This is a genomic window from Mycobacterium sp. 1245852.3 (genome assembly GCF_001669335.1).
In the GTDB taxonomy this organism is placed as follows: Bacteria; Actinomycetota; Actinomycetes; order Mycobacteriales; family Mycobacteriaceae; genus Mycobacterium; species Mycobacterium europaeum_A.
Window position 1 is genome coordinate 1 of the sequence record NZ_LZLL01000228.1, and the last position, 20,739, is coordinate 20,739.

The window sequence follows — 20,739 nt, forward strand, 5'->3', positions numbered from 1 at the left end:
GAGGTCTTCGATGGGCGCCGACGACCGGTCCCCGGCGGTGGTGATGGTCACCAGCTCCGCCGGGTGTCCCAGCGCGATCAAAGCGTCTCGGACCGTTCCGGCCTGGGTGGTGGCCAACAGGCTGCCCCGCGTGCCTATCCGGATCACGTTCGCCAATCGGCTACTCGGCGGTTTGCTGCGGGGTTCCCGCGTCGAATCCGCTTGCGATGACCGGCAATTCGCCCGCGGCCACGGCATCGACGGCGGTCTGGTCGAGTTCGAAGAGTTCGCGCAGGGCCTCGGCGTAGCTGTCGCCACCGGGCGCGCTGGCGAGCTGTTTGATCCGCACGGTCGGCGCGTGGAGCAGCTTGTCCACCACCCGCCGCACGGTCCGGGCCACCTCTTCGCGCTGGGCGCTCTCGAGCCCGGGCAGCCGGTTGTCGAGGCGCAGCAGCTCCGCTTCGACCACGTCGGCGGCGCGCTGGCGCAACGCGGTGACCGTCGGCGTGACCTCGGCCATCCGCTGGCCGGCAAGATAGGCAGCAACTTCGGTGGCGACGATGTTGCGGGCGGCGTCGACGTCCGCGGCCGCGGCGTGGGCCGAGGGCTCGTGCTGGACGCGGTCCACGTCGACAACCCAGACGCCGGGCAGGCCGGCCACTGCCGGGTCGACGTCGCGCGGCATGCCCAGGTCGCAGATCACCAGCGGGTTCGCCTCTTCGTCGCGGTGCGCGGCGGCCAGCGCGTGGTGCACGTCGGCCAGCGAGACCACCGGGGTCACCGCTCCGGTACAGCTGACGACCACGTCGACGCCGGCCAGGGTGTCGGCCAATCGGTCCAACGGCAGGGCGTCGGCCGGCACCCCGGTGTCGCGAATCTTGCGGACCAGGCGCTGGGCCCGGGACAGCGAGCGGTTGAGTACATGGATGTGCCCGATGCCGGCCCGGGACAGGTGCGCCGCGGCCAGGGCGCCCATCGCTCCGGCGCCGACCAGGACCGCCGACTTACCGGACAGCCCGCCCAGCCGGCGTTCGGCCATGTTCAGGGCGACCGACACCACCGAGGCGCCGGCGGCGTCGATGGCGGTTTCGGAGTGCACCCGCTTGCCCACCGACAGGGCCCGCTGGGCCAGCTCGTGCAGGACCCGGCCGACGGTGCGATTGGTCTCGGCGTCGGCGTAGGCGCGACGGACCTGGCCGAGCACCTGCTGCTCGCCGATCACCGCGGAATCCAGGCCGCTGGCGACCGCGAACAGGTGCTCGACGGCGGCCTCGCTGTACCGGACGTACGCGTATTTGGTGAGGTCGGCCATCGACATGCCGGACTGTTCCGACAGCACCTGCCCGATCACGGCCAACCCGCCATGGAACGCGTCGACCACCGCGTAGACCTCGACCCGGTTGCAGGTAGACAGCACCATCGCCTCGGTCACCAGCGGCGACTGCAACACCCGGTCGACGATCTTGCCCTGATCGGCCTCGTCGATGCTGAGTTGTTCCAGGACGGAGACCGGCGCACTGCGGTGCGAAACCCCGAAGAGCAAGACGCTCACGGCAGCATCACCTGGCCAGCTCCCTTGCTTCCTCCAGTAAATGAACTGCTGTCCAAGGTAATCGTTTATCAGCTGGGCTACCAAATAATGGCCCGCCGCCGGCCGACCGGGCGACGGCCGGTCGGTTAGCGGGCGAGATCGGCCCGCAGCCGAGGCTCGTCGATCTCCCAGTAGCCGTGTTCGCGGCCGTCGAGCAGGATCACCGGCAGCCGGTCGCCGAACTCGGCACGCAGCGCGGTGTCGCCCGTAGCGGCGGCCGCGTCGACGTCGGTCATCGACAATTCGAAGCCCAGCTCGGCGGCCAATTCGACCAACCGGGCGTGCACCCGCTCGCAGATGGCACACCCGTCGCGGGTCAGCAGCTCCACCCGTGGCCGGCCGGTCGCCTCAGTCATGGGCACCAGTGTGGCATCGGTGACTTGTGGGGCCATCTACCAGGCGTTATGTTCCGACAATGGCCGACGAAACGCTGCGAGTCGATCCTGTCGTGATGCAGGGTGCCGCCGCCTCGCTCGGTGGTGCGGCCGAGCAGCTTTCGGCCCAGCTGTCCCAGCTCGACGACCAGGTGGGCCAGCTGCTGGGCGGTTGGCAGGGTGTGGCCGGCAGTGCGTACGGATCCGCGTGGGAGTTGTGGCACAACGGCGCCCGCGAGGTTGAGCTCGGGCTGTCGATGCTGGCGCACCTGGTCGGCCAGGCCGGCGGGGCGTATCAGGCCAACGAGGCCGGATCCGCCCAGGCGGAGCGCGGGGTGCGCGGTGGCTGAGGCGTTTCGGGTGGATCCGCAGGCGCTGGCCGATGCGGTGCACCGGATGGCGGCGTTCCAACGCTATGCCGAAGACATGATCGCCGAAATCGATTCGCGCGTAACGCGTTTGCACGCAGCGTGGACGGGCGAAGCCGCCGCGGCGCACGCCGAGGCGCATCAGCACTGGGTTCGCGGCGAGGCGATGATGCGCCAGGCGCTGACCCAACTGGAGAAGGTGGCCACGGCCGCGCACGGCAACTACACCGGCGCAATGTCGACGAATCTCGGTATGTGGTCGTGACTAAATGGCGCCGCTGGCGTGTGACCCGACTGCCCTAGACCGAGCCGGTGCCACGGTCGTGACCACCGGCGTCTCCTTGGGTTCGGTGATCTCGACGTTGACCACGGCGTTGGCCGACACGGCGGGCATGGCCGGTGACGATCCGGTGGGTGTAGCGCTGGGCCGCGCGTACGACGGTGCAGCGGCCAAGGTGATCGAGGCGATGACCAGCACCCGCAATGGGTTGGCCAGCATCGGCGACGGGGTGCGGATGTCGGCGCACAACTATGCGCTGGCCGAGGCGATGTCGGACGTGACGGGCCACGCCGCAACTCTGCCGACGCCGCCGGTGACGGCGCCGCTGACCGCGGCGTCTCATCCGCCATCGGCGGTGGGCGCCGGAAGCAGCGCCCCGACGGGTTGGAGTTGGGTCGCGCCGTATATCGGAATGATCTGGCCCACGGGCGATTCGGCGAAACTACGCGCCGCCGCCGCGGCATGGACGACCGCGGGTGCCACCTTCATGACGACCGAGTTCGCGGCCGGCGGCGGCACCATGGCCGCCATTGCCGCGCAACAGATTCCGGAAGGCACCGCCATCAACAAGGCGTTGACCGACGCCTCTCGTGCCGCCATCAGCGTTGCGGGCCAATGCCAGACGATCGCGGCGCAGCTCAATAGCTACGCGGCCAAGATCGACAAGGCGCACGCGGCGATCCTGGACCTGTTGTCGCGCATCTGCGATCCGCTGACCGGCATCAAAGAGGTTTGGGACCTTCTCACTGACGAAGACGAAGACGAGATCAAAAGAATCGCCGACGACATCAAAACGGTGGTCGACAACTTCTCCCAGGAAGCCGAAACGCTCGCCGACCAGATCAAGGCCACCATGTCGGCGGCCGCCACCGCAGCGCAGGATATGGCCCACTGGGCCGACAAGGAGTGGAACCACTTCGTCGCCTTGAATAACGCGGCCCTCCATGGGCTGGGAAAGATTCTTGGTGGCGCCGGCAAAGAGGGCTGGGGAACTCTCAAAGGGCTATTCGCGATCAGCCAGTTCCGCGCGGTGCTCGATCCGATCGGATACGGCAAAGAGCTTGGCGGGATGGTCCAAGGGGCGGCGTCGCTCACCGGCCTCGGCCCCGACGGTGGCCCCGGTTGGCTAGAGTCATGGGAAGCGCTGGGCAAACAAGTCAGCCATTGGGACGAGTGGGGCACTGACCCTCTCGATGCACTCGGCCGAACCGCTTTCGACGTACTGACATTGCCGATACCCGGCGGACCGCTTTCCAAGCTCGGCAAGCTCGGTCGCGGTGCTGCAGATGCGCTGAAGGATTTAAAGAAGCCGCCGGAGCTCAAACCGCCGACGGTCAAGCCTCCCGCGGATCCCGCCCCTGCCGCGCCCAAGCCGCCGGGATCGGGCCAGCCGGCGCCGGCACCCCAGGGCAAACCGGCACCCTCGGGCAAACCGGCGCCGGGACCCACCGAAGGTCCGCTGCCGCACAGCCCTACCGAATCCAAGCCGCCTCCGGTCGAAAAGCCCCCGGCCGCCGAGCCGCCCAAGCCGACGGCGACGCCGGGCGAGCCCAGCGGTAAAGCCCCGGTGGCCGCGCCTCCAGGCGACACACCGCTACCCCAATCGAAACCGCCCGAACCCGTTCCCGCCCACGCGCCGGCTGCTCCCGGCGAACCTCCGGCTGCGCCGGCTCCGCACGCCGGCCCTCCACCCGGATCCGTACCCGCAGCCCCCGCGGCTCCGCACCTACCGACACCACCTTCAGTTCCGATGGGTGGTGGACCCCCTGCCGAGATCCCTCCCGGCTTGGGTGATGTGCCACATGGCGGTGAACCCCCGGCCCATCCCGGAGAGCCGCATGGCGGGGGTCCGCACCTGCCCGGTGACGGCCACCCGCCCGGCGACGGGCATGAACCGCCTAGTTCGCACCCACCTCACGACGGCAAACCTCCCGACGACCTCGCCGACGGACATCCGCCAGAAATCCCCGCCCCGTCGGATTTGCCGCCATGGCACCAAGCGCAGCTGGCGCTCGCCGAATCACCCGAGCAGCTTGTAAAGGACCTTCTAGAGCACGGATGCCCGCGAGAACTCGCCGAATCAGCCGCGCACAGCCCTTACGAAGGAATGAGCGCCCAGGACATCTTGAACAAATACTGGGATCCGATTAAAAACACTTGGGATTGGCCGAAGCACGACGGCTTCGCGGATGGAAAGTGGGAAACGTCTCGCAACATTCTAACGGACACCAGGATGAACAGGATTGGGGAGATCAGCGGCAACCGGGGGGAATTTATGGGTGCGGTCGGTGACAGTTATCCGCAACGCAGCCTCGCTCCTGGCTCATCCGGCGACTACAATGTTTTTCACGGCACCGGTAAGGAATTACCAGAAGGCTGGGAAGTCAGATACGGGAAAGTCGCCGGAGCATTCGGCTGGCCGGGCGGCGGAACTCAGTGGGTAGTGGTCAATGCTAAAGGTCAGTTTGTGATGATCGACTTTCTTCTTAAAAACGGTTATCTCGCCTTAGAATAGCGCTAGACCAAGTCATGAGAGGCTCGACGATATGAGTGATGATCGCCCAGGTGCCCGCGACAATGAGGCTGAGGTGATTGCGAATTACAACAGGTGGCGTACCGTCGCCAACCTGGCCGGGAGTGGCGGGCCATACGACGAACCCGACTGGGAAGGTGGCCGATTGTACTTCCGTTCAGACTATTCGGGCAAAGTTAAAAAATGGCCTGCGTGGGCCAAATCTGGCTATTGGGGCGCGTGGATCATCGGTCCTACCCAAGATGAACATTTTTGCGTTGTCCACTCGTTATTACACGAGAGAGCCGCAGAGCGCTCCGAAGATATTCAAGCGGTGTTCTCGCAGTTTGAAGACGCCGGAAAATACATCATTTTACAGATTGGCGATTCCCTCCGGTATCGGCTGGGCTTAGAAACACTATCTGTCAAATGGGAGGCCCGTGGGCCCAATCCCCGCATACAGGTTGCGTCGCCCGAGCAGGACATTGTCGAGTTCATATTACGCGAAAGCCCAGGACTCAAGAGAGAGTTTGCGGAAAAGCATCTGAAGAAATTCGTTCGGCGAGACGACTTCAATTCCTACGGTTTTGCCTTGCCTGGGGAACAAATCAATATGGAAGTGCTCGCATTATCGCTCGACGACCTGAATGCGGCTTTAGCCCAAGATATGCCAGACAGCATCACCTCTCAGGTCGCGCGCTAGCGAGGGTGAGAGCCACCTACCTCATACTCAGCCCGCGGACACGTCAACGCCCGCATGCCATCTGCCCGTTAGGGTTGGGGATCGGGCACCCGCTGGGTCGCCAGGCACCACAGCGATCTAGGAGGTTTGGCGATGACTTCCTCTGACCCGGTCAACCCGGACCGCACCGGTTACGTTGACCCGGAAACGCTGGCCGCGGACGCCAGCGCCGCCCGCGCGATCGAGGGCATGCAGGAAGCCGCCGCCTCCGAGGATCGCCCTCAGCCGCCGATCGACCTGACCGCGGCCGCCTTCTTCGACGTGGACAACACGCTCGTGCAGGGCTCATCGGCCGTGCACTTCGGGCGCGGGCTGGCCACGCGGAACTACTTCACCTACCGCGACGTCGTCGGATTCATCTACGCGCAGGCCAAGTTTCAGATCCTCGGCACGGAAAACAGCAACGATGTCGCCGCCGGCCGGCGCAAGGCGCTCGCCTTCATCGAGGGCCGATCGGTCGAACAACTGGTCACCCTGGGCGAGGAGATCTACGACGAGATCATCGCCGACAAGATCTGGCCCGGCACCCGCGAGCTCACCCAGATGCACCTGGACGCCGGCCAGCAGGTGTGGCTGATCACCGCGACGCCCTACGAGCTCGCCGCGACCATCGCGCGACGGCTCGGCCTGACCGGCGCGCTGGGCACGGTCGCGGAATCGGTCGACGGCGTCTTCACCGGCAGGCTGGTCGGCGACATCCTGCACGGCACCGGCAAGGCGCACGCGGTGCGGTCGCTGGCCATTCGCGAGGGGCTCAACCTGAAACGCTGCACGGCGTACTCGGACAGCTACAACGACGTGCCCATGCTGTCGCTGGTGGGCACGGCCGTCGCCATCAATCCCGACGCCCGACTGCGTGCCCTGGCCCGGGAGCGCGGCTGGGAGATCCGCGACTTCCGCACCGCCCGTAAGGCGGCCCGGATCGGGGTGCCTTCGGCTTTGGCGCTGGGCGCAGCCGGTGGTGCGCTGGCCGCGCTGGCCTCTCGGCGGCAATCACGCTGATAGGCTGCGCCGCGCAGACACAATTACGGAGGGCATTGCGCCATGACGACCCCCAAGGAAGCCGAAGGACTGATCGGCAGCCATTACCGCGCGCCGGACTACTTCGAGGTCGGCCGCGAGAAGATCCGTGAGTTCGCCCTGGCGATCAAGGATGACCACCCCGCGCACTTCGACGAGAGTGAATCAGCGAACGCTGGGTACCCCGACATGGTGGCGCCGCTGACGTTCCTCGCGATCGCCGGGCGCCGCGTGCAGCTGGAGATCTTCACCAAGTTCAGCATTCCGATCAACATCGCCCGGGTCATTCACCGCGACCAGAAGTTCAAGTTCCACCGGCCGATCCTGGCTCACGATAGGCTGTACTTCGACACTTACCTCGACTCGGTGATTGAGTCCCACGGCACCGTGCTTGCGGAGATCCGGAGCGAAGTGACCGACGCCGATGGTAAACCGATCGTCACGAGTGTCGTCACGATGTTGGGAGAGTCCTCAAACCAGGAGGACGTTGAAGCTACCGCCGCGGCAGTGGCATCCATATCCGCAGGAAAGTTAGGGGCGTTGTAAATGACTGCTCAGGGGGAAACGGGAAGCACGCAACTCAAACCGCCGGTCGAAGCGGTCCGATCCCACTACGACAAGTCAAACGAATTCTTCAAGCTGTGGCTGGACCCGTCGATGACCTACAGCTGTGGCTACTTCGACGAGAATCCTGACCCGCAGAATCTGACCAAGACGCTGGAAGAGGCGCAGTACGCCAAGCGCAAGCTTGCCCTGGACAAGCTCAACCTCGAGCCCGGCATGACGCTGCTGGACATCGGCAGCGGCTGGGGTTCGACGATGCGGCACGCGGTGGCCGAGTACGACGTCAACGTCATCGGACTGACGCTGAGCGAGAACCAGTACGCCCACTGTGTGGCCGAGTTCGACAAGATGGACAGCCCCCGCCGCAAAGAGGTCCGGATCCAGGGCTGGGAGGAGTTCCCCGGCGACGTGCCGATCGACCGCATCGTGTCGCTGGGGGCGTTCGAGCACTTCGCCGACGGCGCGGGTGACGCCGGGTACGAGCGCTACGCCACCTTCTTCAAGAAGTACTACGACCTGCTGCCCGACGACGGCCGGATGCTGCTGCACAGCATCGTGGTGCCCAACGCCGAGGAGGGCAAGAAGCTGGGGTTGCAGGTGAACATGACCCTGCTGCGATTCATCAGTTTCATCCTCAAGGAGATCTACCCGGGCGGGAAGCTGCCCCAGGTCGACCTGGTCGACAAGTACTCGACGGACGCGGGTTTCAAGATCGAGCGCCATCACTTCATCGGCAAGAACTACGTTCCGACGCTGACGGCCTGGGCGGACGCCCTCGAGGCGCACAAGGAGGAGGCGATCGCCCTGAAGGGGCAGGAGACCTACGACATCTACTTGAAGTACTTGCGCGGCTGCTCGGACCTGTTCCGGGACGGCTACACCAACGTCTGCCAGTTCACCCTGGTCAAGTAGCCGGCTTCTCAAAGGTCAACGCCATCGCGGTTTCCGCGGTGGCGTTTCCTTTTGCGCGGCTCAGCCGAAGAAGATGTTGCGACGCCCGGCGAGCAGCCGGTACAGCGTCTGCTGGATGGTCTCGCGCACCTGGTCGGTCAGCTCGAAGGTGACCATCGGGTCGTCGGCGTCGGAGGCGGCGTAGTCGTCGGTGTAGATCGGTTCACCGAACGTGATGTGCCATTTCGACGGCAGCGGCACCAGGCCGACCGGCCCGGCCAACGGGAACAGCGGGGTGATCGGGAAATATGGCAGCCCGAAAAGTCGTGCCAGCAGCTTGACGTCGGTGAGCATCGGGTAGATCTCCTCGGACCCGATGATCGAGCAGGGGATGATCGGCGCCTTGGTCCGCAGCGCCGCCGTGACGAACCCGCCGCGGCCGAACCGCTGCAGCCGGTAGCGGTCCTCGAAGCGCTTGCCCAGCCCCTTGTAGCCCTCCGGGAAGACGGCGGTCAGCTCGCCGGCGGCGAGCAGCCGGTGCGCGTCCGTCGTGCAAGCCATGGTGTGGCCGGCCTTGCGGGCCGCCTCGCCCACGATGGGCAGGTCGAACACCATGTCGGCGGCAAGCAGGCGCAGCTCGCGATGCGCCGGGTGCTCGTCGTGCACGGCCACGGACAGCATCAACCCGTCGAACGGCAGCACGCCGGCGTGGTTGGCGACCACCAGCGCGGCGCCGTCGGCCGGCAGGTTCTCGATGCCGCTCACCTCGACCCGGAACCAGTTCCGGAAGAACAGCCGCAACACCGGCAGCACGATCGCGCTGTTGAAGTGCGGATCGAAGCCGAACTCGTCGACGCTGTAGTCCCCGGTGATTCGTTGACGCAGGAATCCGGCAACGGCGGCGACGCGCTGCGCCAGATCATTCAGCGGGGCGTCGGCGGACGAGGCGCCGGCGGCGCGGCGGTGTTCGTCGATTTCGCGAACCACCGCGGCGATCTGCTCGGCCGACGCGCGGCCATTAGGATCCGAAAGTAACGAAGGGTGTTGGCGAGTTGACTCGGCTCGTTGATCGGCTCTCCGACGCGCCGCTACCCGAGCCCGATTAGTGTGCAGTGGAATGACATTCGCTCTGGTTTCACCCGCCACGATACCTACCTGACCCCACCCCACGGAATTGGATTTCGGCTACCCCAGCGCTGGGCCAGGGATATGGCGCGACCTTCCCAGGAGCGTACCCGATGCGGGTCGATAATGGGAGTCAGGCTTCGGCCGCGAACGTAGTCGTCAAAGGCTTCTGCCGTCGTCCATTTCGGCTGGAAGCCGAGTTCTGAGCGCATTCGGCTGGTATCCATGACGCGGCCATAACTCAAGTAATCAAATTGGTCGCGACTGATCTCGTTGTAATGATTTGCGCGCCGCAAGGAATCCAATACCCAAACGCCGAATCCCGGTACTGGCAAAGGAATCCGGCCGGCCCGCCGGATCGCCTGCGACAGCATGATGATTCCGTCGGCGCCGATGTTGAACGTTCCCGCCTTGCCGGCCATCGCCGCGCGCTCCAGCGCACCCAGCGCGTCCTGCTCGTGCAGCAGCTGCAATCGCGCGTCGCGGCCGAACATCGTTGGCACCAAAGGCCCGGCCAGATAACGCGACAGCGTCGTGTCCATCGCCGGGCCGATCATGTTGGCCAACCGCAGGATCGTCACCGCGATATCGGGCCGGCGCCGTCCCAATCCGCGCGCGTAGGCCTCGATGTCGAGGCTGTCCTTGGCGAAACCGTCACGGAAAGGCCGGCGGCTGGTGCTGTCCTCGGTGAACATCACCGGATCGTGCGCGCTCGACCCGTACACCTCGGACGTCGACTTGAGCACCACCCGGCGCACCGAGGGCGCCTTCTGGCAGGCCGCGAACAGCTGCATGGCGCCCATCACGTTGATCTCTTTCAACGCCGCCGTGCCGCCGGATCGCGGCGCGTAGGACGCCGCCGCCGCGTGCACCACCGTGTCGACGTCGCCGTTACGAATCACCTTGGCTATGAAGGGATTTCGAATGTCGGCGCGGACGAACTCGGCGCGCCCCATCCGGCGCAGCATGTCCTTGCTCGGGGCTATCGCGTCCACCGCGATGACCCCTTTGATCATCGGGTTCTGCGCGAGCCGGGCCGTCAGGTAGCCACCCAGGAACCGGCAGGCACCTGTGACCAGCACGATTTTGGGGTAATGCACCGTGTTGCCGGCGGTGTCGCCCGGCCCGGTGTTCTCCCCGTTCGACGGATCCACCCGAACAGCCTAGCGGCCGGGCGAGATGGCGGCACTATGCCGCGGACGGGGTTACTTGCCGAGTTTTCTGCGCTGCACCCGGGTGCGACGCAGCAGCTTGCGGTGCTTCTTCTTCGACATACGCTTGCGCCGCTTCTTGATTACTGAACCCATGAACTCCGCTATCTGACCGTGACCTGCTTCAAAGATTGGACCCGGACACTTTACCCGGCGGAACGCACCGAACACCAAACCGGTGTCGGCCGATCGCCGCGCCACGGCGGAGCCTGAATGCCGCCCGCAAGCGGCACGTTTCAGGTCAGCCGGCGTCGAAGTAGGACGTCTCGAGCATGTCGTGGACGGCCTTGGCGTGCACCCGGAAGGACCGGCCTACCCGGACCGCAGGCAGCTCGCCGTTATGCACCAACCGGTACACCGTCATCTTGGAGACCCGCATCAACGCCGCCACCTCGGCGACGGTGAGGAACTGCGTCCTGCCCTGCTGGCTGTCAACGGAACTGGCGTCCCGTGGCTTACCTGCAGCATCTCGCGCTGATGGCCCGTTACTAGACGTCATCGCAACCCAATCGTGTCAGGCACGCGCATGCCAGCGGCTTCCCCTCCGCTGGCACCAACACGTGCTTACATGAGGAGAATAGCGGGACTAATGGGGTTACTGGTACTGGTGGGGGACAATCAGTTCAAAAAACTTGGATTACTCTGATGTAATTCTTAGCTGCTCAGAGCGCATTTTTGCGGCCTGAACGGCCGCGTCGACCGCCGCTCGCAGGCCCCCTCGTTCCAGCTCACGCAGGGCGGCCGCGGTGGTGCCGCCGGGCGACGTGACCGTCGCCCGCAGCTGCGTTGCGGTGGCGTCCACCCGCAGCCCCGGCGCCTCGGCCTCGCCCAGCCGCCGATCGGCGTCCATGCGTTCCAGCAGCATCGCGGCCGAGCCGGCCATGGTCTGGGCGGTCAGATCGGCAGCCACTTCGCGGCTCAGACCCGCCGCGACGCCGGCGTCGACCAGGGCCTCGACCAGCAGGAAGAAATACGCCGGGCCGGACCCCGACAGCGCGGTGACGGCGTCCATCTGGCCCTCCGGGACGCTCAGCACCCCGCCGACCGAGTCGAACAGGGCCGAGACGCCCTCGAGTTGGGGCGCGGTGACGAACCTCCCCTTGGCCAGGGCCGTGACCCCGGCGCCGACCAGGGCCGCCGCGTTAGGCATGGCCCGCACCACCGGCGTCCCGGCGGGAAGCTTCGACTCGAAATAGGTGATGGTGATCCCGGCCGCGACGGTGACGAACACTTGCTCGGCGGTGTCGCTTTCGGCGGCGCCGGCCGCGCGGGCGATCTCGGCCATCACCGACTCCACGTCGGCGGGCTTGACCGCGACCACGACGAATGACGCGTTCTCGACCGCGTCGGGCACCGAGCTGATCAGCACCGAATACGTGTCCGCCAGGTACTTGGCCCGCTCGGGAACCCGCTCGACCACCACCAGGTCCTTGACCTGCCGGCCCGCCCGCAGCAGACCCGACAGCAGTGCCTCCCCGATGCTGCCGCCACCGATGATCGCGATTCTTGCCATGCCGGACAGCATCGCAGACCCCGCGCACTAGCGAGCGGCAGGGACCAATGCCAGCTGGCGGGCCTGCACCACGAGGCGGCCCAGGCTGTCGACGACGGTGTGGTCCTCGTCGAACCAGTCGTGCCCGATCTCGGTGCAGGTCGCGATGATGCGCAGCCAGCCGTCGGCCGGCAGGCCGCGCAGAAACGCCGTCAGCTGGATCGTGGGCGCCCAGCCAGTGCGGTCCACCGCGAACGTCACCGGCGCCGACAGATCACCGCACATGAGCGCAAACAGCGCGTCCGGGGCCACCCCGCGGGGGCGCGCCCACATCTGGATCACCGGCGGACGCCCGTCGGTGCGGGGCTGCATGGTCGACAGCACCGGCCGCACGTCGCACCCCTCCCCCAGGTGCACGAGGCCGGCCAGCGGATGCCCGGGGCCGATCGGCTCGATGTCGTCCGGCGGTTCGGGCGCCATCAGGTCGGCCACCGGGTGGGCCGACAGCAGCGGCCTGGCCGCACCGGAAGCCGGATAATGCTCGGGCTCGCCGAGGTTGACCACGGCGTGCACCGCGGTGCGGTCGCCCTGGTTCAGCTCGATGTCGACGACGCTGATCCGCCGGCCCCGCTTGCGTACCGACGTCACCAACTGCACCTGCCCGGGATCCGGCGCCCACAGATAGCTCGCCGACACCGCGACCGGCTGCTGAGCCGGTTCGCGGCCGTCCGACTGGCAGGCGGTGCGGGCGGCGTTGGCGCACAGCGCCAGCATCGCGCCGCCGTGCACCTTGGGGCCGATGGTCCAGCGCTTGTCGAGTTCGCCCTCGAAGACGCCGGAACCGACCTCCCGCAACGTCATCGCGGTGGTGAATAGCGCACTCATGGTGTCTGGGTTCTCCTGGCTTGGTCAGCGCAGCAGGTGCGTGCGGGCAAACTGCAGCGATTCGGCGAGCATGGCCTCGCGCTCGTTGGCGGACCGCGCGCTGGACGTCGACACTTCCAGGATGACGTGCCCGGCGAATTGGCTGCCGGCCAGCATCTGGCACACCTCGGCGGTGGGTTGAGTGCCGCGCCCGGGGACCAGGTGCTCGTCGGCGGGCAGGCCGTTGCCGTCGCACAGGTGCAGGTGGACCAGGCCGCTACCCATCCGCTGGGCCATGTCCAGCGAGTCGGTGCCCGCGGTCGCGGTGTGGGACAGATCCAGCGTGTAGTGCGCGTGGTTGCCGTCGAGCGGGTCGTAGGAGGGCGAGAACGCCGAAATCGCCGGGCCGGGGCCGCCGCCGCGTTTGCGCATCCGTTCGAGCGACTGGCCGGCCCCGAAGAACCGGTCCGCTCGGAACGGGAACATGTTCTCCACCGCGACCAGCACGTCGCTGGATGCTTCCAGCGACGCCACCTGCTCGGAGAAACCCTCGGCATAGCGCCGCTGCCAGCGAAACGGCGGGTGCACGACCACGGTCTGCGCACCCAGTTGTTCGGCGGCGCGCACGCTGCGATCCAGTTTGGGCACCGGGTTGGCGCCCCACACCCGCTGCGAGATCAGCAGGCACGGCGCGTGCACGGACAGCACCGGGACGCGGTAGCGCCGCGACAGCTTCTCGACGGCGGCGACGTCCTGGCTGACCGACTCGGCCCACACCATCAGCTCGACGCCGTCGTAGCCGAGCCGGGCCGCGTATTCGAAGGCGGCCTCGGCCCGCAACGGGTACACCGAAGCCGTGGAAAGGCCGACTTTGATGGCTGGGCGCACTGTTTACGGTTGCCGCTAACCCGATTGCAACGACAGCGCCAAGGGTCCCAGGGTGATCAGCGCACCCACCGCGACCGCGATCAACGTGCTGGCGATGTCCTCGGTCTTGCGCACCACCCGCACCCCGGCCACCAAGCCCAGGATGACCAGCACCGATAGCACCAGCGCGACCAGGCTGTTCCACCGCCACAGCTGATCGAAGGCCACGAACAACCCGCCGCCGAACGCCACGGCGAGCATCGACTGCAGCACGACCACGCCGCCGCGCCACAGCGTGTCGAATCTGCCGTGCTCCGGGTGGGCATCCAGGTCCGCGTCCGCGTGCCCGTCGTCATCGAGGTGCTCCTCGCCCAGCACCCCGGCGCCCACTGATCCCTCGGCGTCCTCGTCCAGCTCGGCATCCCCGGACCGCAAGAACGAGCGCACGTACGCGGAGTCCTCCAGCGCCGGCTCGGCCTCGCGCACTTCGGAGTCCATGACGTCCACCGGGACGTCGGCGTAGTGGTCCATGGGGTCGGGGCTCATGCCCTCGGCCCCGGAGGCCTGCCCCGGCTGCCCGGTGCCATTAACGGACGAGCGGGACGAGCCGGGTCGGTCGGCGTCGGGCAACGGCCGTGGATATTCGCTGCGCTCGGGTCCCGGCGCCCGCTTGGGCTGCGGCGGTGACTTGGGCCAGCGTGGCTCGGGCTCCGACCAGTAAGGGGTTTTGGGTTCGTCTTCGGTCACCGGCTCGGCGGCGACGTCCTGGGTAGCGGGTTCGGCCGGATCCGGCTCGGCAACCCCGATCGAGTCGGTGGCGCCGTGGTCGGCTTCTTCATCATCGCGCACCACCGGGATTTCGCCGGTCAGTTCTGCGACGGTCACTGAGTCGCTGTCGCCGCGCCGGCGGCGGCGGCGCCGGGTGACCGCCGGGGCACCGATGGTTCCGTTTCTGGCCAGCAATTCGGCCACCGAGATCGGCCGAGTGCCCGGGTTCTCGGTTTCGGAGTGCGGTCCGGTCATGGTTTGTCGCCTCTCGATCGGTGCTGATTCCGATCAACTACCTGACCTCCAGCATTACGCACCGAAGGCTCCATGAGGGCCGATCCGTCGGCTTCGCTGTCGAGTTTGCGCAAGATGAGACCTTCCCGTAATGCCCACGGGCAAATATCCACCGATTCGATCGACAGCGCTCGCATGCTTGCCTCCGCCACCAGCGCGCCCGCAACGATCTGCGGTGCCCGCTCGGCGCTCACTCCTTCCAGTTCCGCCCGGTCAGCGGTCGTCATCCTAGAGATGAAAGATATGAGTTGCCTGAGGCCGTTTGCTGTGAGCGTCCTCTTGACCCGCGGTCCGGCGCCCGAGGGCGCCGCGCCGGTGAGTCGTGCCAGCGACCGAAAGGTCTTCGATGTCGCCACCGTCAGGTCGGGACTACCCGCCTCGAGGATGTTCACGCTGGCCTCGGCGAGCTCGGCATCGAGCCAGTCCCGCAGCATCGCCACCCGGCGCCGGCCGGGCGGGTCGTCGGGCAGCCACTCGCGGGTCAGCCGCCCGGCGCCCAGCGGCAGCGACAAGGCGACCTCGGGCTCCTCGTCCACGCCGCTGGACATCTCCAGCGAGCCGCCGCCGATGTCGAGGTTGATGATGCGGCCCGCGCTCCACCCGTACCACCGGCGCACCGCCAGGAAGGTCAGCCGCGACTCGTCCACGCCGGTCAGCACCCGCAGTTCCACGCCGGTCTCCTTGCGCACCCGGCTCAGCACGTCGTCGGAGTTGCCGGCGTCGCGGACCGCGGACGTGGCGAAGGCCATCAGCTCCGCGCAGCCCGAACTGTCGGCGATCTTGGCGAACTCGTCGATCGTCGAGATCAGCTTCTCGGCACCACGTTTGGTGATCTTGCCGGCGCTGTCCGTCGCCTCGGCCAGGCGCAGCGTGGCTTTCGTCGAACTCATCGGCGTCGGGTGACCGCCGCGGTGGGCATCGACCACCAGCAGATGCACCGTGTTGCTGCCCACGTCGAGAACGCCCAATCGCACGTAAACAAACTAACGAAGCCGCAGCAGCGGTGCTTTGCGCGACCCGGCTAACCCGCCGTGATCACGGCCATACGGGGTCCGAGTGTCAGCGACTCGGATGGCCCGAATCGTGGTCTAACGTGGACTGCGTGGCGAATTCGCACCCCGCACCCGGACAAGAGGTCGAGCTGGATTTCGCCCGCGAATGGGTGGAGTTCTACGACCCCGACAACCCCGAACACCTGATCGCGGCGGACCTGACCTGGCTGCTCTCCCGGTGGACGTGTGTGTTCGGCACTCCGGCCTGCCGCGGCACGGTGGAGGGCCGCTCGGACGACGGGTGCTGCTCGCACGGGGCGTTCCTGTCCGACGACGACGACCGCGCCCGCCTGGACGACGCGGTGCAGAAGCTGACCGACGCCGACTGGCAGTTCCGCGAAAAAGGCTTGGGCCGCAAGGGTTATCTGGAGCTCGACGAGCACGACGGCCAACCGCAGTACCGCACCCGCAAGCACAAAGACGCCTGCATCTTCTTGAACCGGCCGGGTTTTCCGGGCGGCGTCGGCTGCGCGCTGCACAGCAAGGCCCTCAAGCTGGGCGTGCCGCCGCTGACCATGAAGCCCGACGTCTGCTGGCAGCTGCCGATCCGTCGCAGCCAGGAGTGGGTGACCCGGCCGGACGGTACCGAGATCCTCAAGACGTGGGTCACCGAATACGACCGCCGCGGTTGGGGTTCCGGTGGCGCCGACCTGCACTGGTACTGCACCGGCGACCCGGCCGCCCACGTCGGCGCCAAGCAGGTGTGGGAAAGCCTCGCTGACGAGCTCACCGAGCTGCTGGGCGCCAAGGCCTACTCGGAGCTGGCGGCAATGTGCAAGCGGCGCAGCAAGTTAGGGCTCATCGCGGTGCACCCGGCCACTCGCATCGCCGAGTAGCCGCGCGTTTTCAGGATCGTCGCCGGTAAGTCGTGGACTGCGGTCGGCGCCGGTAACAAACGCCTTGTCTATCAGCTGGCCATGCCTGCGAAGAACGCGCCGGTAATGAGGCCGATGATCATGGCCACGAGCACCTGCCCGAGCGCTGCGGCCACAAAAGTGGAGGTGACTCCCGCGATGAAGAGCATCAATAGCAGGCCTACCCACAGCCGGTGAGCGGTGATGAGCGTCCCTGCGGCGGGAGACGGCCCGGCGATCGCCGCACGGTTCTGCCTTCGGACCATTTGACTGCCCCCATCCATGGGTTTGATCACAACCTACACCGCCGGTGAGCTGAATCACAGCATCGGCCGGATTCTTGCGCACGCGGCGATGGCGGCGGTTACCGCAGCTACAGCGTCTTTCCACGACATCGCGCGGGGTGAGTGGTTGGGCAACTTCGGCGTTCTCGCCGCCCCGTTTGAGGCAGCCGGGGCCGGCGTCGGTTATGCCGCCGCCCCCGCGTTGGCAGGGAGTCCGCCGGGTTATGAGGTAAGTTTTTACGGTCCCGTCAGGGAACTCGGGTTCCGTCACGGCGGACGACGTGGCTACTGACTGCCATGTGTCTTGAATGAACGAGCGAAGGGGTTAGGGGGCATGCAGTGGTGTACCGGCTGGTGAAGCGCTTCTGGATCCCGTTGCTTCTGGTGGTCGTGGTCGCGCTCGGCGCTTATGCCATCCTGCGTATTCACGGGTTCGGAGGACCGCGAGCGCCGAAGTCAGCGGAGGGGTCTGGGATTACCGCGAACTTCAACCCGAAGCACATCACGTACGAAATCACCGGTTCCGGGGGCACCGCGAACCTCAACTACCTCGATGAGAACGGTCAGCCCCATCTCGTCGAAAACACGCCGCTGCCTTGGTCATTCACGATCGTGACGACGCTGCCGTCGATGTCGGCCAACATCATGGCTCAGGGTGACCGCAACGTCAGTGGCCTTCGATGCCGGGTCACGGTCGACGGCGACGTGCGCGACGACCGGAGGAGCACCGATTTGGTTAAACCGTTCATCTACTGCTTGGTGAAATCCGTATGAGCACCCAGGAATCGAAGCCCCATCGCCCGTTCTTGGGACGGATGGTCCGGATCTTCTCGCTGCCGATCATCGTGTTCTGGGTGCTCGTGGCGATTGGCCTGGGCATGCTGGTCCCCTCCCTCGATGAGGTCGCGGCGAGCCGGTCGGTGCCGATGAGTCCGACCAATGCGCCGTCCTATAAAGCGATGTTGAATATCGGCAAGGTCTTTCAGCAGTACGACTCGGATTCTTCGGCGATGGTCGTGCTCGAGGGAAAGGACAAGCTCGGCGATTCCGCGCACAAGTTCTACGACGAGATCGTCGCCAAGTTGAAGGCCGATCACCAGCATGTGCAGAACGTGCAGGATTTCTGGAGTGATCCGCTGACCGCGGCGGGCTCGCAGAGCGTGGACGGCAAGTCCGCCTACGTGCAGATCTTCCTCAACGGCTCGCAGGGCACCAGTGAGAGCCATGAGTCCGTGGCCGCTGTTCGTCAGATCGTCGCTTCGGTGCCGGCGCCGCCGGGCATCAAGGCCCACGTCGCCGGCAACAGCGTTCTCAACGCCGATACCAGCGTCGCCGGGCATCAAAGCATGGCGACGATGGAGTTGGTGTCGGTCGCCGTCATCATCGTGATGCTGCTCGCCATTTACCGCTCGGTCGTGACGATGCTGGTGTCCATGGTCATCATCGGCCTGGAACTGTTTGCCGCGCAAGGGGTTACCGCCACAGCGGGTTATCTGAAAATCATCGGCTTGACCCCGTACGCGGTGAGCATGGTGACCATGCTGGCCCTGGCCGCCGGAACGGATTATGTGATCTTCCTGTTGGGCCGATATCAAGAGGAAAGATCGAAGGGCCTAGATCGCGAAGAGGCGTTCTATGTGTCCTATCATGGTGTCTCGCATGTCATTCTGGGTTCCGGCTTGACGATTGCCGGCGCCACCATGTGCCTGAGCTTCACCACGCTGCCGTACTTCAACACCATGGGTTTGCCGTGCGCGATTTCGGTCTTGGTGATCATCGCCGCGGCGCTGACGCTGGCGCCGGCGATTCTCACGGTGGGGTCCAAATTTGGGTTGCTCGACGCCAAACGTGATCTCTCGGCACGGGGCTGGCGCAAGGTGGGCACCGCTGTCGTGCGGTGGCCGATACCGATCATCTTTGTGACCACCATGGTCGCTGTCATCGGTTTCATCAGCCTGCTGACCTATGTGCCGCAGTACAACGACCAAAAGTTCACTCCCGCCAACATGCCGGCCAACCTCGCGATGGGCGTCGCGGACCGGCACTTCTCCCAGGCTCGGATGAACCCGGAATTGTTGATGCTGCAGGCCGACCACGATCTGCGCGACCCCGCGGACATGCTCGTCATCGACCGGGTCGCCAAGAACGTGGCACACATGCGGGGCATCGATCGGGTGCAGACCATCACGCGCCCACTGGGTTCGCCGATCGAGCACAGTTCGATCCCATTCATGCTCGGTGCGCAAAACGCCGGCACCTTGCAGTCCGCCAAGTTCAACAATGACAACTCGGCTCAGATGCTCGAGCAGGCGGACGAGATGAGCAGGACGATCGCCAACATGGAACGCATGTACACCCTGACCAAGGAGATGACCGAAACCACGCACAGCATGGTCGGCCGCACGCACGAGATGATGGCCACCACCAATGAATTGCGGGATGACATCGCCAATTTCGAGGATTTCTTCCGTCCGCTGCGCAGCTACTTCTATTGGGAAAAGCACTGCTATGACATCCCCATCTGCTGGTCACTGCGGTCCATCTTCGACACACTGGATGGGATCGATGCACTCGCCGACCAAATAGAAGGCCTCACCACCGATTTGGACCGTTTGGATCATTTGCTGCCGCAGATGTTGCCGGTGCTGCAAAACACCATCAGCTCGATGGCAAAAATGCGCGACTTCATGATCGCGACCCACAGCACCATGGCCGGCACCCAGGCTCAGCAACAGGAACTGGCCAAAGGCGCGACCGAGATCGGGCTGTACTTCGACCAGGCCAAGAACGACGACTTCTTCTACCTGCCACCGGATGTGTTCCACAACCCTGACTTCAACCGTGGCCTCAAGATGTTCGTCTCGCCCGACGGTAAAGCTGTCCGCTACATCATCACCCACCAGGGCGACCCCGCCTCCACCGAAGGCATCGCACACGTCCGGGACCTCAAAGGTGTCGTCGCGGACGCCGTCAAGAACACCCCGTTGTCCAATGCGAAGGTTTCGCTTGCCGGCACGGCGTCGATGTATTCCGACATGCAGGACAGCGTCAAGACCGACCTGATGATCGCTGTCATCGCGTCGATGATCCTGATCTTCGCGATCATGTTGGTGATCACCCGCAGTCTGGTGGCAGCACTGGTGATCGTCGGTACCGTGGCCGCATCGCTGGGCACTGCATGCGGGCTGTCCGTGCTGCTGTGGCAGGACATCCTGGGCTTGGGCGTGCAATGGATCGTGATCCCGCTGTCCATAGTGATCCTGCTGGCGGTCGGCTCGGACTACAACCTGCTCGTGGTCTCGCGCCTCAAAGAGGAGATCCACGCAGGACTCCATACCGGCATAATCCGCGGCATGGGAGCGACCGGACGCGTCGTCACCGCGGCCGGGATGGTGTTCGCGTTCACCATGATGTCGATGATCGTCAGCGACCTGCGCGTCATCGGCCAACTCGGTATGACCATCGGCATCGGCCTGATCGTCGACACGCTGATCGTGCGTGCGTTCATGACCCCATCGATCGCCGCGGCACTCGGCCGCTGGTTCTGGTGGCCGCTGAACACCTTCAAAATCGTGAACAGGACCCGTCCCGGGCAGCATTCCGACGA

At 65.8% G+C, this 20,739-nt stretch carries 22 protein-coding genes and 1 pseudogene; 10 read left to right on the plus strand and 13 right to left on the minus strand.

All coding sequences use genetic code 11. The annotated features are described in order from the left end of the window. The 3 genes and pseudogenes from A9W96_RS30340 to A9W96_RS10200 form a co-directional block, all read right to left on the minus strand. A pseudogene (locus A9W96_RS30340) lies at window positions 1-147 on the minus strand (hydroxymethylbilane synthase); the annotation flags it as partial. Between the two features lie 13 nt (window positions 148-160). Next, a complete protein-coding gene (locus A9W96_RS10195; protein WP_067139444.1) occupies window positions 161-1,531 on the minus strand; it encodes a glutamyl-tRNA reductase in 1,371 nt (456 codons plus the stop codon). Between the two features lie 125 nt (window positions 1,532-1,656). Further along, a complete protein-coding gene (locus A9W96_RS10200; RefSeq protein ID WP_067139466.1) occupies window positions 1,657-1,926 on the minus strand; it encodes a glutaredoxin family protein in 270 nt (89 codons plus the stop codon). Between the two features lie 59 nt (window positions 1,927-1,985). Between A9W96_RS10200 and A9W96_RS10205 the strand changes: the two genes are divergently transcribed. From A9W96_RS10205 to A9W96_RS10235, 7 genes are all read left to right on the plus strand, one after another. Further along, window positions 1,986-2,294 carry a WXG100 family type VII secretion target gene (locus tag A9W96_RS10205; protein WP_067139447.1) on the plus strand — a complete coding sequence of 103 codons (309 nt, stop codon included), beginning with the start codon at window positions 1,986-1,988 and terminating at the stop codon, window positions 2,292-2,294. Beyond that, window positions 2,287-2,577 (plus strand): WXG100 family type VII secretion target, encoded by a 291-nt coding sequence (locus tag A9W96_RS10210; protein WP_067020827.1) that lies wholly within the window; start codon window positions 2,287-2,289, stop codon window positions 2,575-2,577. The genes A9W96_RS10205 and A9W96_RS10210 overlap by 8 nt, the downstream gene beginning before the upstream one ends. 4 nt (window positions 2,578-2,581) lie before the next feature. Then, complete coding sequence (locus A9W96_RS10215; protein WP_067139450.1) at window positions 2,582-5,107, plus strand: TNT domain-containing protein; 2,526 nt, start codon at window positions 2,582-2,584, stop codon at window positions 5,105-5,107. A 31-nt stretch (window positions 5,108-5,138) separates the two neighbouring features. Continuing rightward, window positions 5,139-5,807: a hypothetical protein gene (locus tag A9W96_RS32590; protein ID WP_231997864.1), complete on the plus strand. Its 669-nt coding sequence runs from the start codon at window positions 5,139-5,141 to the stop codon at window positions 5,805-5,807. A gap of 132 nt (window positions 5,808-5,939) precedes the next feature. Further along, window positions 5,940-6,848, plus strand: coding sequence for an HAD family phosphatase (locus tag A9W96_RS10225; RefSeq protein WP_067020833.1), 909 nt, complete (start codon window positions 5,940-5,942; stop codon window positions 6,846-6,848). A 42-nt stretch (window positions 6,849-6,890) separates the two neighbouring features. After that, window positions 6,891-7,412, plus strand: a complete 522-nt coding sequence (locus A9W96_RS10230; protein ID WP_066859616.1) for a MaoC family dehydratase N-terminal domain-containing protein — start codon at window positions 6,891-6,893, stop codon at window positions 7,410-7,412. Next, window positions 7,413-8,342: a cyclopropane mycolic acid synthase family methyltransferase gene (locus tag A9W96_RS10235; protein WP_066859614.1), complete on the plus strand. Its 930-nt coding sequence runs from the start codon at window positions 7,413-7,415 to the stop codon at window positions 8,340-8,342. Window positions 8,343-8,402: 60 nt separating this feature from the next. On the opposite strand, the gene A9W96_RS10240 is transcribed toward A9W96_RS10235, so the two are convergent. From A9W96_RS10240 to A9W96_RS10275, 9 genes are all read right to left on the minus strand, one after another. Next, complete coding sequence (locus A9W96_RS10240; protein WP_197499477.1) at window positions 8,403-9,491, minus strand: lysophospholipid acyltransferase family protein; 1,089 nt, start codon at window positions 9,489-9,491, stop codon at window positions 8,403-8,405. Beyond that, window positions 9,473-10,600 (minus strand): SDR family oxidoreductase, encoded by a 1,128-nt coding sequence (locus A9W96_RS10245; RefSeq protein WP_066859608.1) that lies wholly within the window; start codon window positions 10,598-10,600, stop codon window positions 9,473-9,475. The genes A9W96_RS10240 and A9W96_RS10245 overlap by 19 nt, the downstream gene beginning before the upstream one ends. Before the next feature lie 51 nt (window positions 10,601-10,651). Then, window positions 10,652-10,753, minus strand: a complete 102-nt coding sequence (locus tag A9W96_RS30350) for a 30S ribosomal protein bS22 (RefSeq protein ID WP_003402602.1) — start codon at window positions 10,751-10,753, stop codon at window positions 10,652-10,654. A 145-nt stretch (window positions 10,754-10,898) separates the two neighbouring features. Continuing rightward, a complete protein-coding gene (locus A9W96_RS10250) occupies window positions 10,899-11,156 on the minus strand; it encodes a cell division/environmental response transcriptional regulator (protein WP_040629292.1) in 258 nt (85 codons plus the stop codon). A 138-nt stretch (window positions 11,157-11,294) separates the two neighbouring features. Then, window positions 11,295-12,170 carry a pyrroline-5-carboxylate reductase gene (gene proC / locus A9W96_RS10255; protein WP_197498066.1) on the minus strand — a complete coding sequence of 292 codons (876 nt, stop codon included), beginning with the start codon at window positions 12,168-12,170 and terminating at the stop codon, window positions 11,295-11,297. 27 nt (window positions 12,171-12,197) lie between these two features. Continuing rightward, entirely contained in the window at window positions 12,198-13,034 is an 837-nt protein-coding gene (locus A9W96_RS10260; RefSeq protein WP_067139453.1) for a thioesterase family protein, read from the minus strand. Window positions 13,035-13,058: 24 nt separating this feature from the next. Continuing rightward, window positions 13,059-13,901: a sugar phosphate isomerase/epimerase gene (locus A9W96_RS10265; protein ID WP_066881501.1), complete on the minus strand. Its 843-nt coding sequence runs from the start codon at window positions 13,899-13,901 to the stop codon at window positions 13,059-13,061. 15 nt (window positions 13,902-13,916) lie between these two features. Further along, complete coding sequence (locus tag A9W96_RS10270) at window positions 13,917-14,903, minus strand: hypothetical protein (protein ID WP_067139456.1); 987 nt, start codon at window positions 14,901-14,903, stop codon at window positions 13,917-13,919. After that, a complete protein-coding gene (locus A9W96_RS10275; protein ID WP_066859593.1) occupies window positions 14,900-15,916 on the minus strand; it encodes a Ppx/GppA phosphatase family protein in 1,017 nt (338 codons plus the stop codon). Before A9W96_RS10275 ends, A9W96_RS10270 begins: the two co-directional genes overlap by 4 nt. Before the next feature lie 119 nt (window positions 15,917-16,035). Between A9W96_RS10275 and A9W96_RS10280 the strand changes: the two genes are divergently transcribed. Continuing rightward, window positions 16,036-16,830: a hypothetical protein gene (locus A9W96_RS10280; protein ID WP_067139458.1), complete on the plus strand. Its 795-nt coding sequence runs from the start codon at window positions 16,036-16,038 to the stop codon at window positions 16,828-16,830. A gap of 71 nt (window positions 16,831-16,901) precedes the next feature. Here the strand turns inward: A9W96_RS10280 and A9W96_RS10285 are convergent, their stop codons facing one another. Beyond that, window positions 16,902-17,144 (minus strand): hypothetical protein, encoded by a 243-nt coding sequence (locus tag A9W96_RS10285; protein WP_156765190.1) that lies wholly within the window; start codon window positions 17,142-17,144, stop codon window positions 16,902-16,904. Window positions 17,145-17,474: 330 nt separating this feature from the next. Here A9W96_RS10285 and A9W96_RS10295 point away from each other — a divergent pair, with 330 nt between their 5' ends. Together A9W96_RS10295 and A9W96_RS10300 are read left to right on the plus strand one after the other, a co-directional pair. Beyond that, the gene (locus A9W96_RS10295) at window positions 17,475-17,906 is read left to right on the plus strand and encodes an MmpS family transport accessory protein (RefSeq protein ID WP_067139469.1); all 432 of its coding nucleotides are present in this window, start codon (window positions 17,475-17,477) and stop codon (window positions 17,904-17,906) included. Next, on the plus strand, window positions 17,903-20,739 hold a 2,837-nt coding region (locus A9W96_RS10300; RefSeq protein ID WP_067139472.1), incomplete at its 3' end, for an RND family transporter. The genes A9W96_RS10295 and A9W96_RS10300, both read left to right, overlap by 4 nt.

Excerpts from the sequence above, each read along its gene's own strand:
- A9W96_RS10200 (WP_067139466.1), bottom strand. The coding sequence starts at position 1,926 with ATGACTGAGGCGACCGGCCGGCCACGGGTGGAGCTGCTGACCCGCGAC.
- A9W96_RS10205 (WP_067139447.1), top strand. The coding sequence starts at position 1,986 with ATGGCCGACGAAACGCTGCGAGTCGATCCTGTCGTGATGCAGGGTGCC.
- A9W96_RS10215 (WP_067139450.1), top strand. The coding sequence starts at position 2,582 with ATGGCGCCGCTGGCGTGTGACCCGACTGCCCTAGACCGAGCCGGTGCC.
- A9W96_RS32590 (WP_231997864.1), top strand. The coding sequence starts at position 5,139 with ATGAGTGATGATCGCCCAGGTGCCCGCGACAATGAGGCTGAGGTGATT.
- A9W96_RS10225 (WP_067020833.1), top strand. The coding sequence starts at position 5,940 with ATGACTTCCTCTGACCCGGTCAACCCGGACCGCACCGGTTACGTTGAC.
- A9W96_RS10230 (WP_066859616.1), top strand. The coding sequence starts at position 6,891 with ATGACGACCCCCAAGGAAGCCGAAGGACTGATCGGCAGCCATTACCGC.
- A9W96_RS10235 (WP_066859614.1), top strand. The coding sequence starts at position 7,413 with ATGACTGCTCAGGGGGAAACGGGAAGCACGCAACTCAAACCGCCGGTC.
- A9W96_RS30350 (WP_003402602.1), bottom strand. The coding sequence starts at position 10,753 with ATGGGTTCAGTAATCAAGAAGCGGCGCAAGCGTATGTCGAAGAAGAAG.
- A9W96_RS10250 (WP_040629292.1), bottom strand. The coding sequence starts at position 11,156 with ATGACGTCTAGTAACGGGCCATCAGCGCGAGATGCTGCAGGTAAGCCA.
- proC (WP_197498066.1), bottom strand. The coding sequence starts at position 12,170 with ATGGCAAGAATCGCGATCATCGGTGGCGGCAGCATCGGGGAGGCACTG.
- A9W96_RS10260 (WP_067139453.1), bottom strand. The coding sequence starts at position 13,034 with ATGAGTGCGCTATTCACCACCGCGATGACGTTGCGGGAGGTCGGTTCC.
- A9W96_RS10270 (WP_067139456.1), bottom strand. The coding sequence starts at position 14,903 with ATGACCGGACCGCACTCCGAAACCGAGAACCCGGGCACTCGGCCGATC.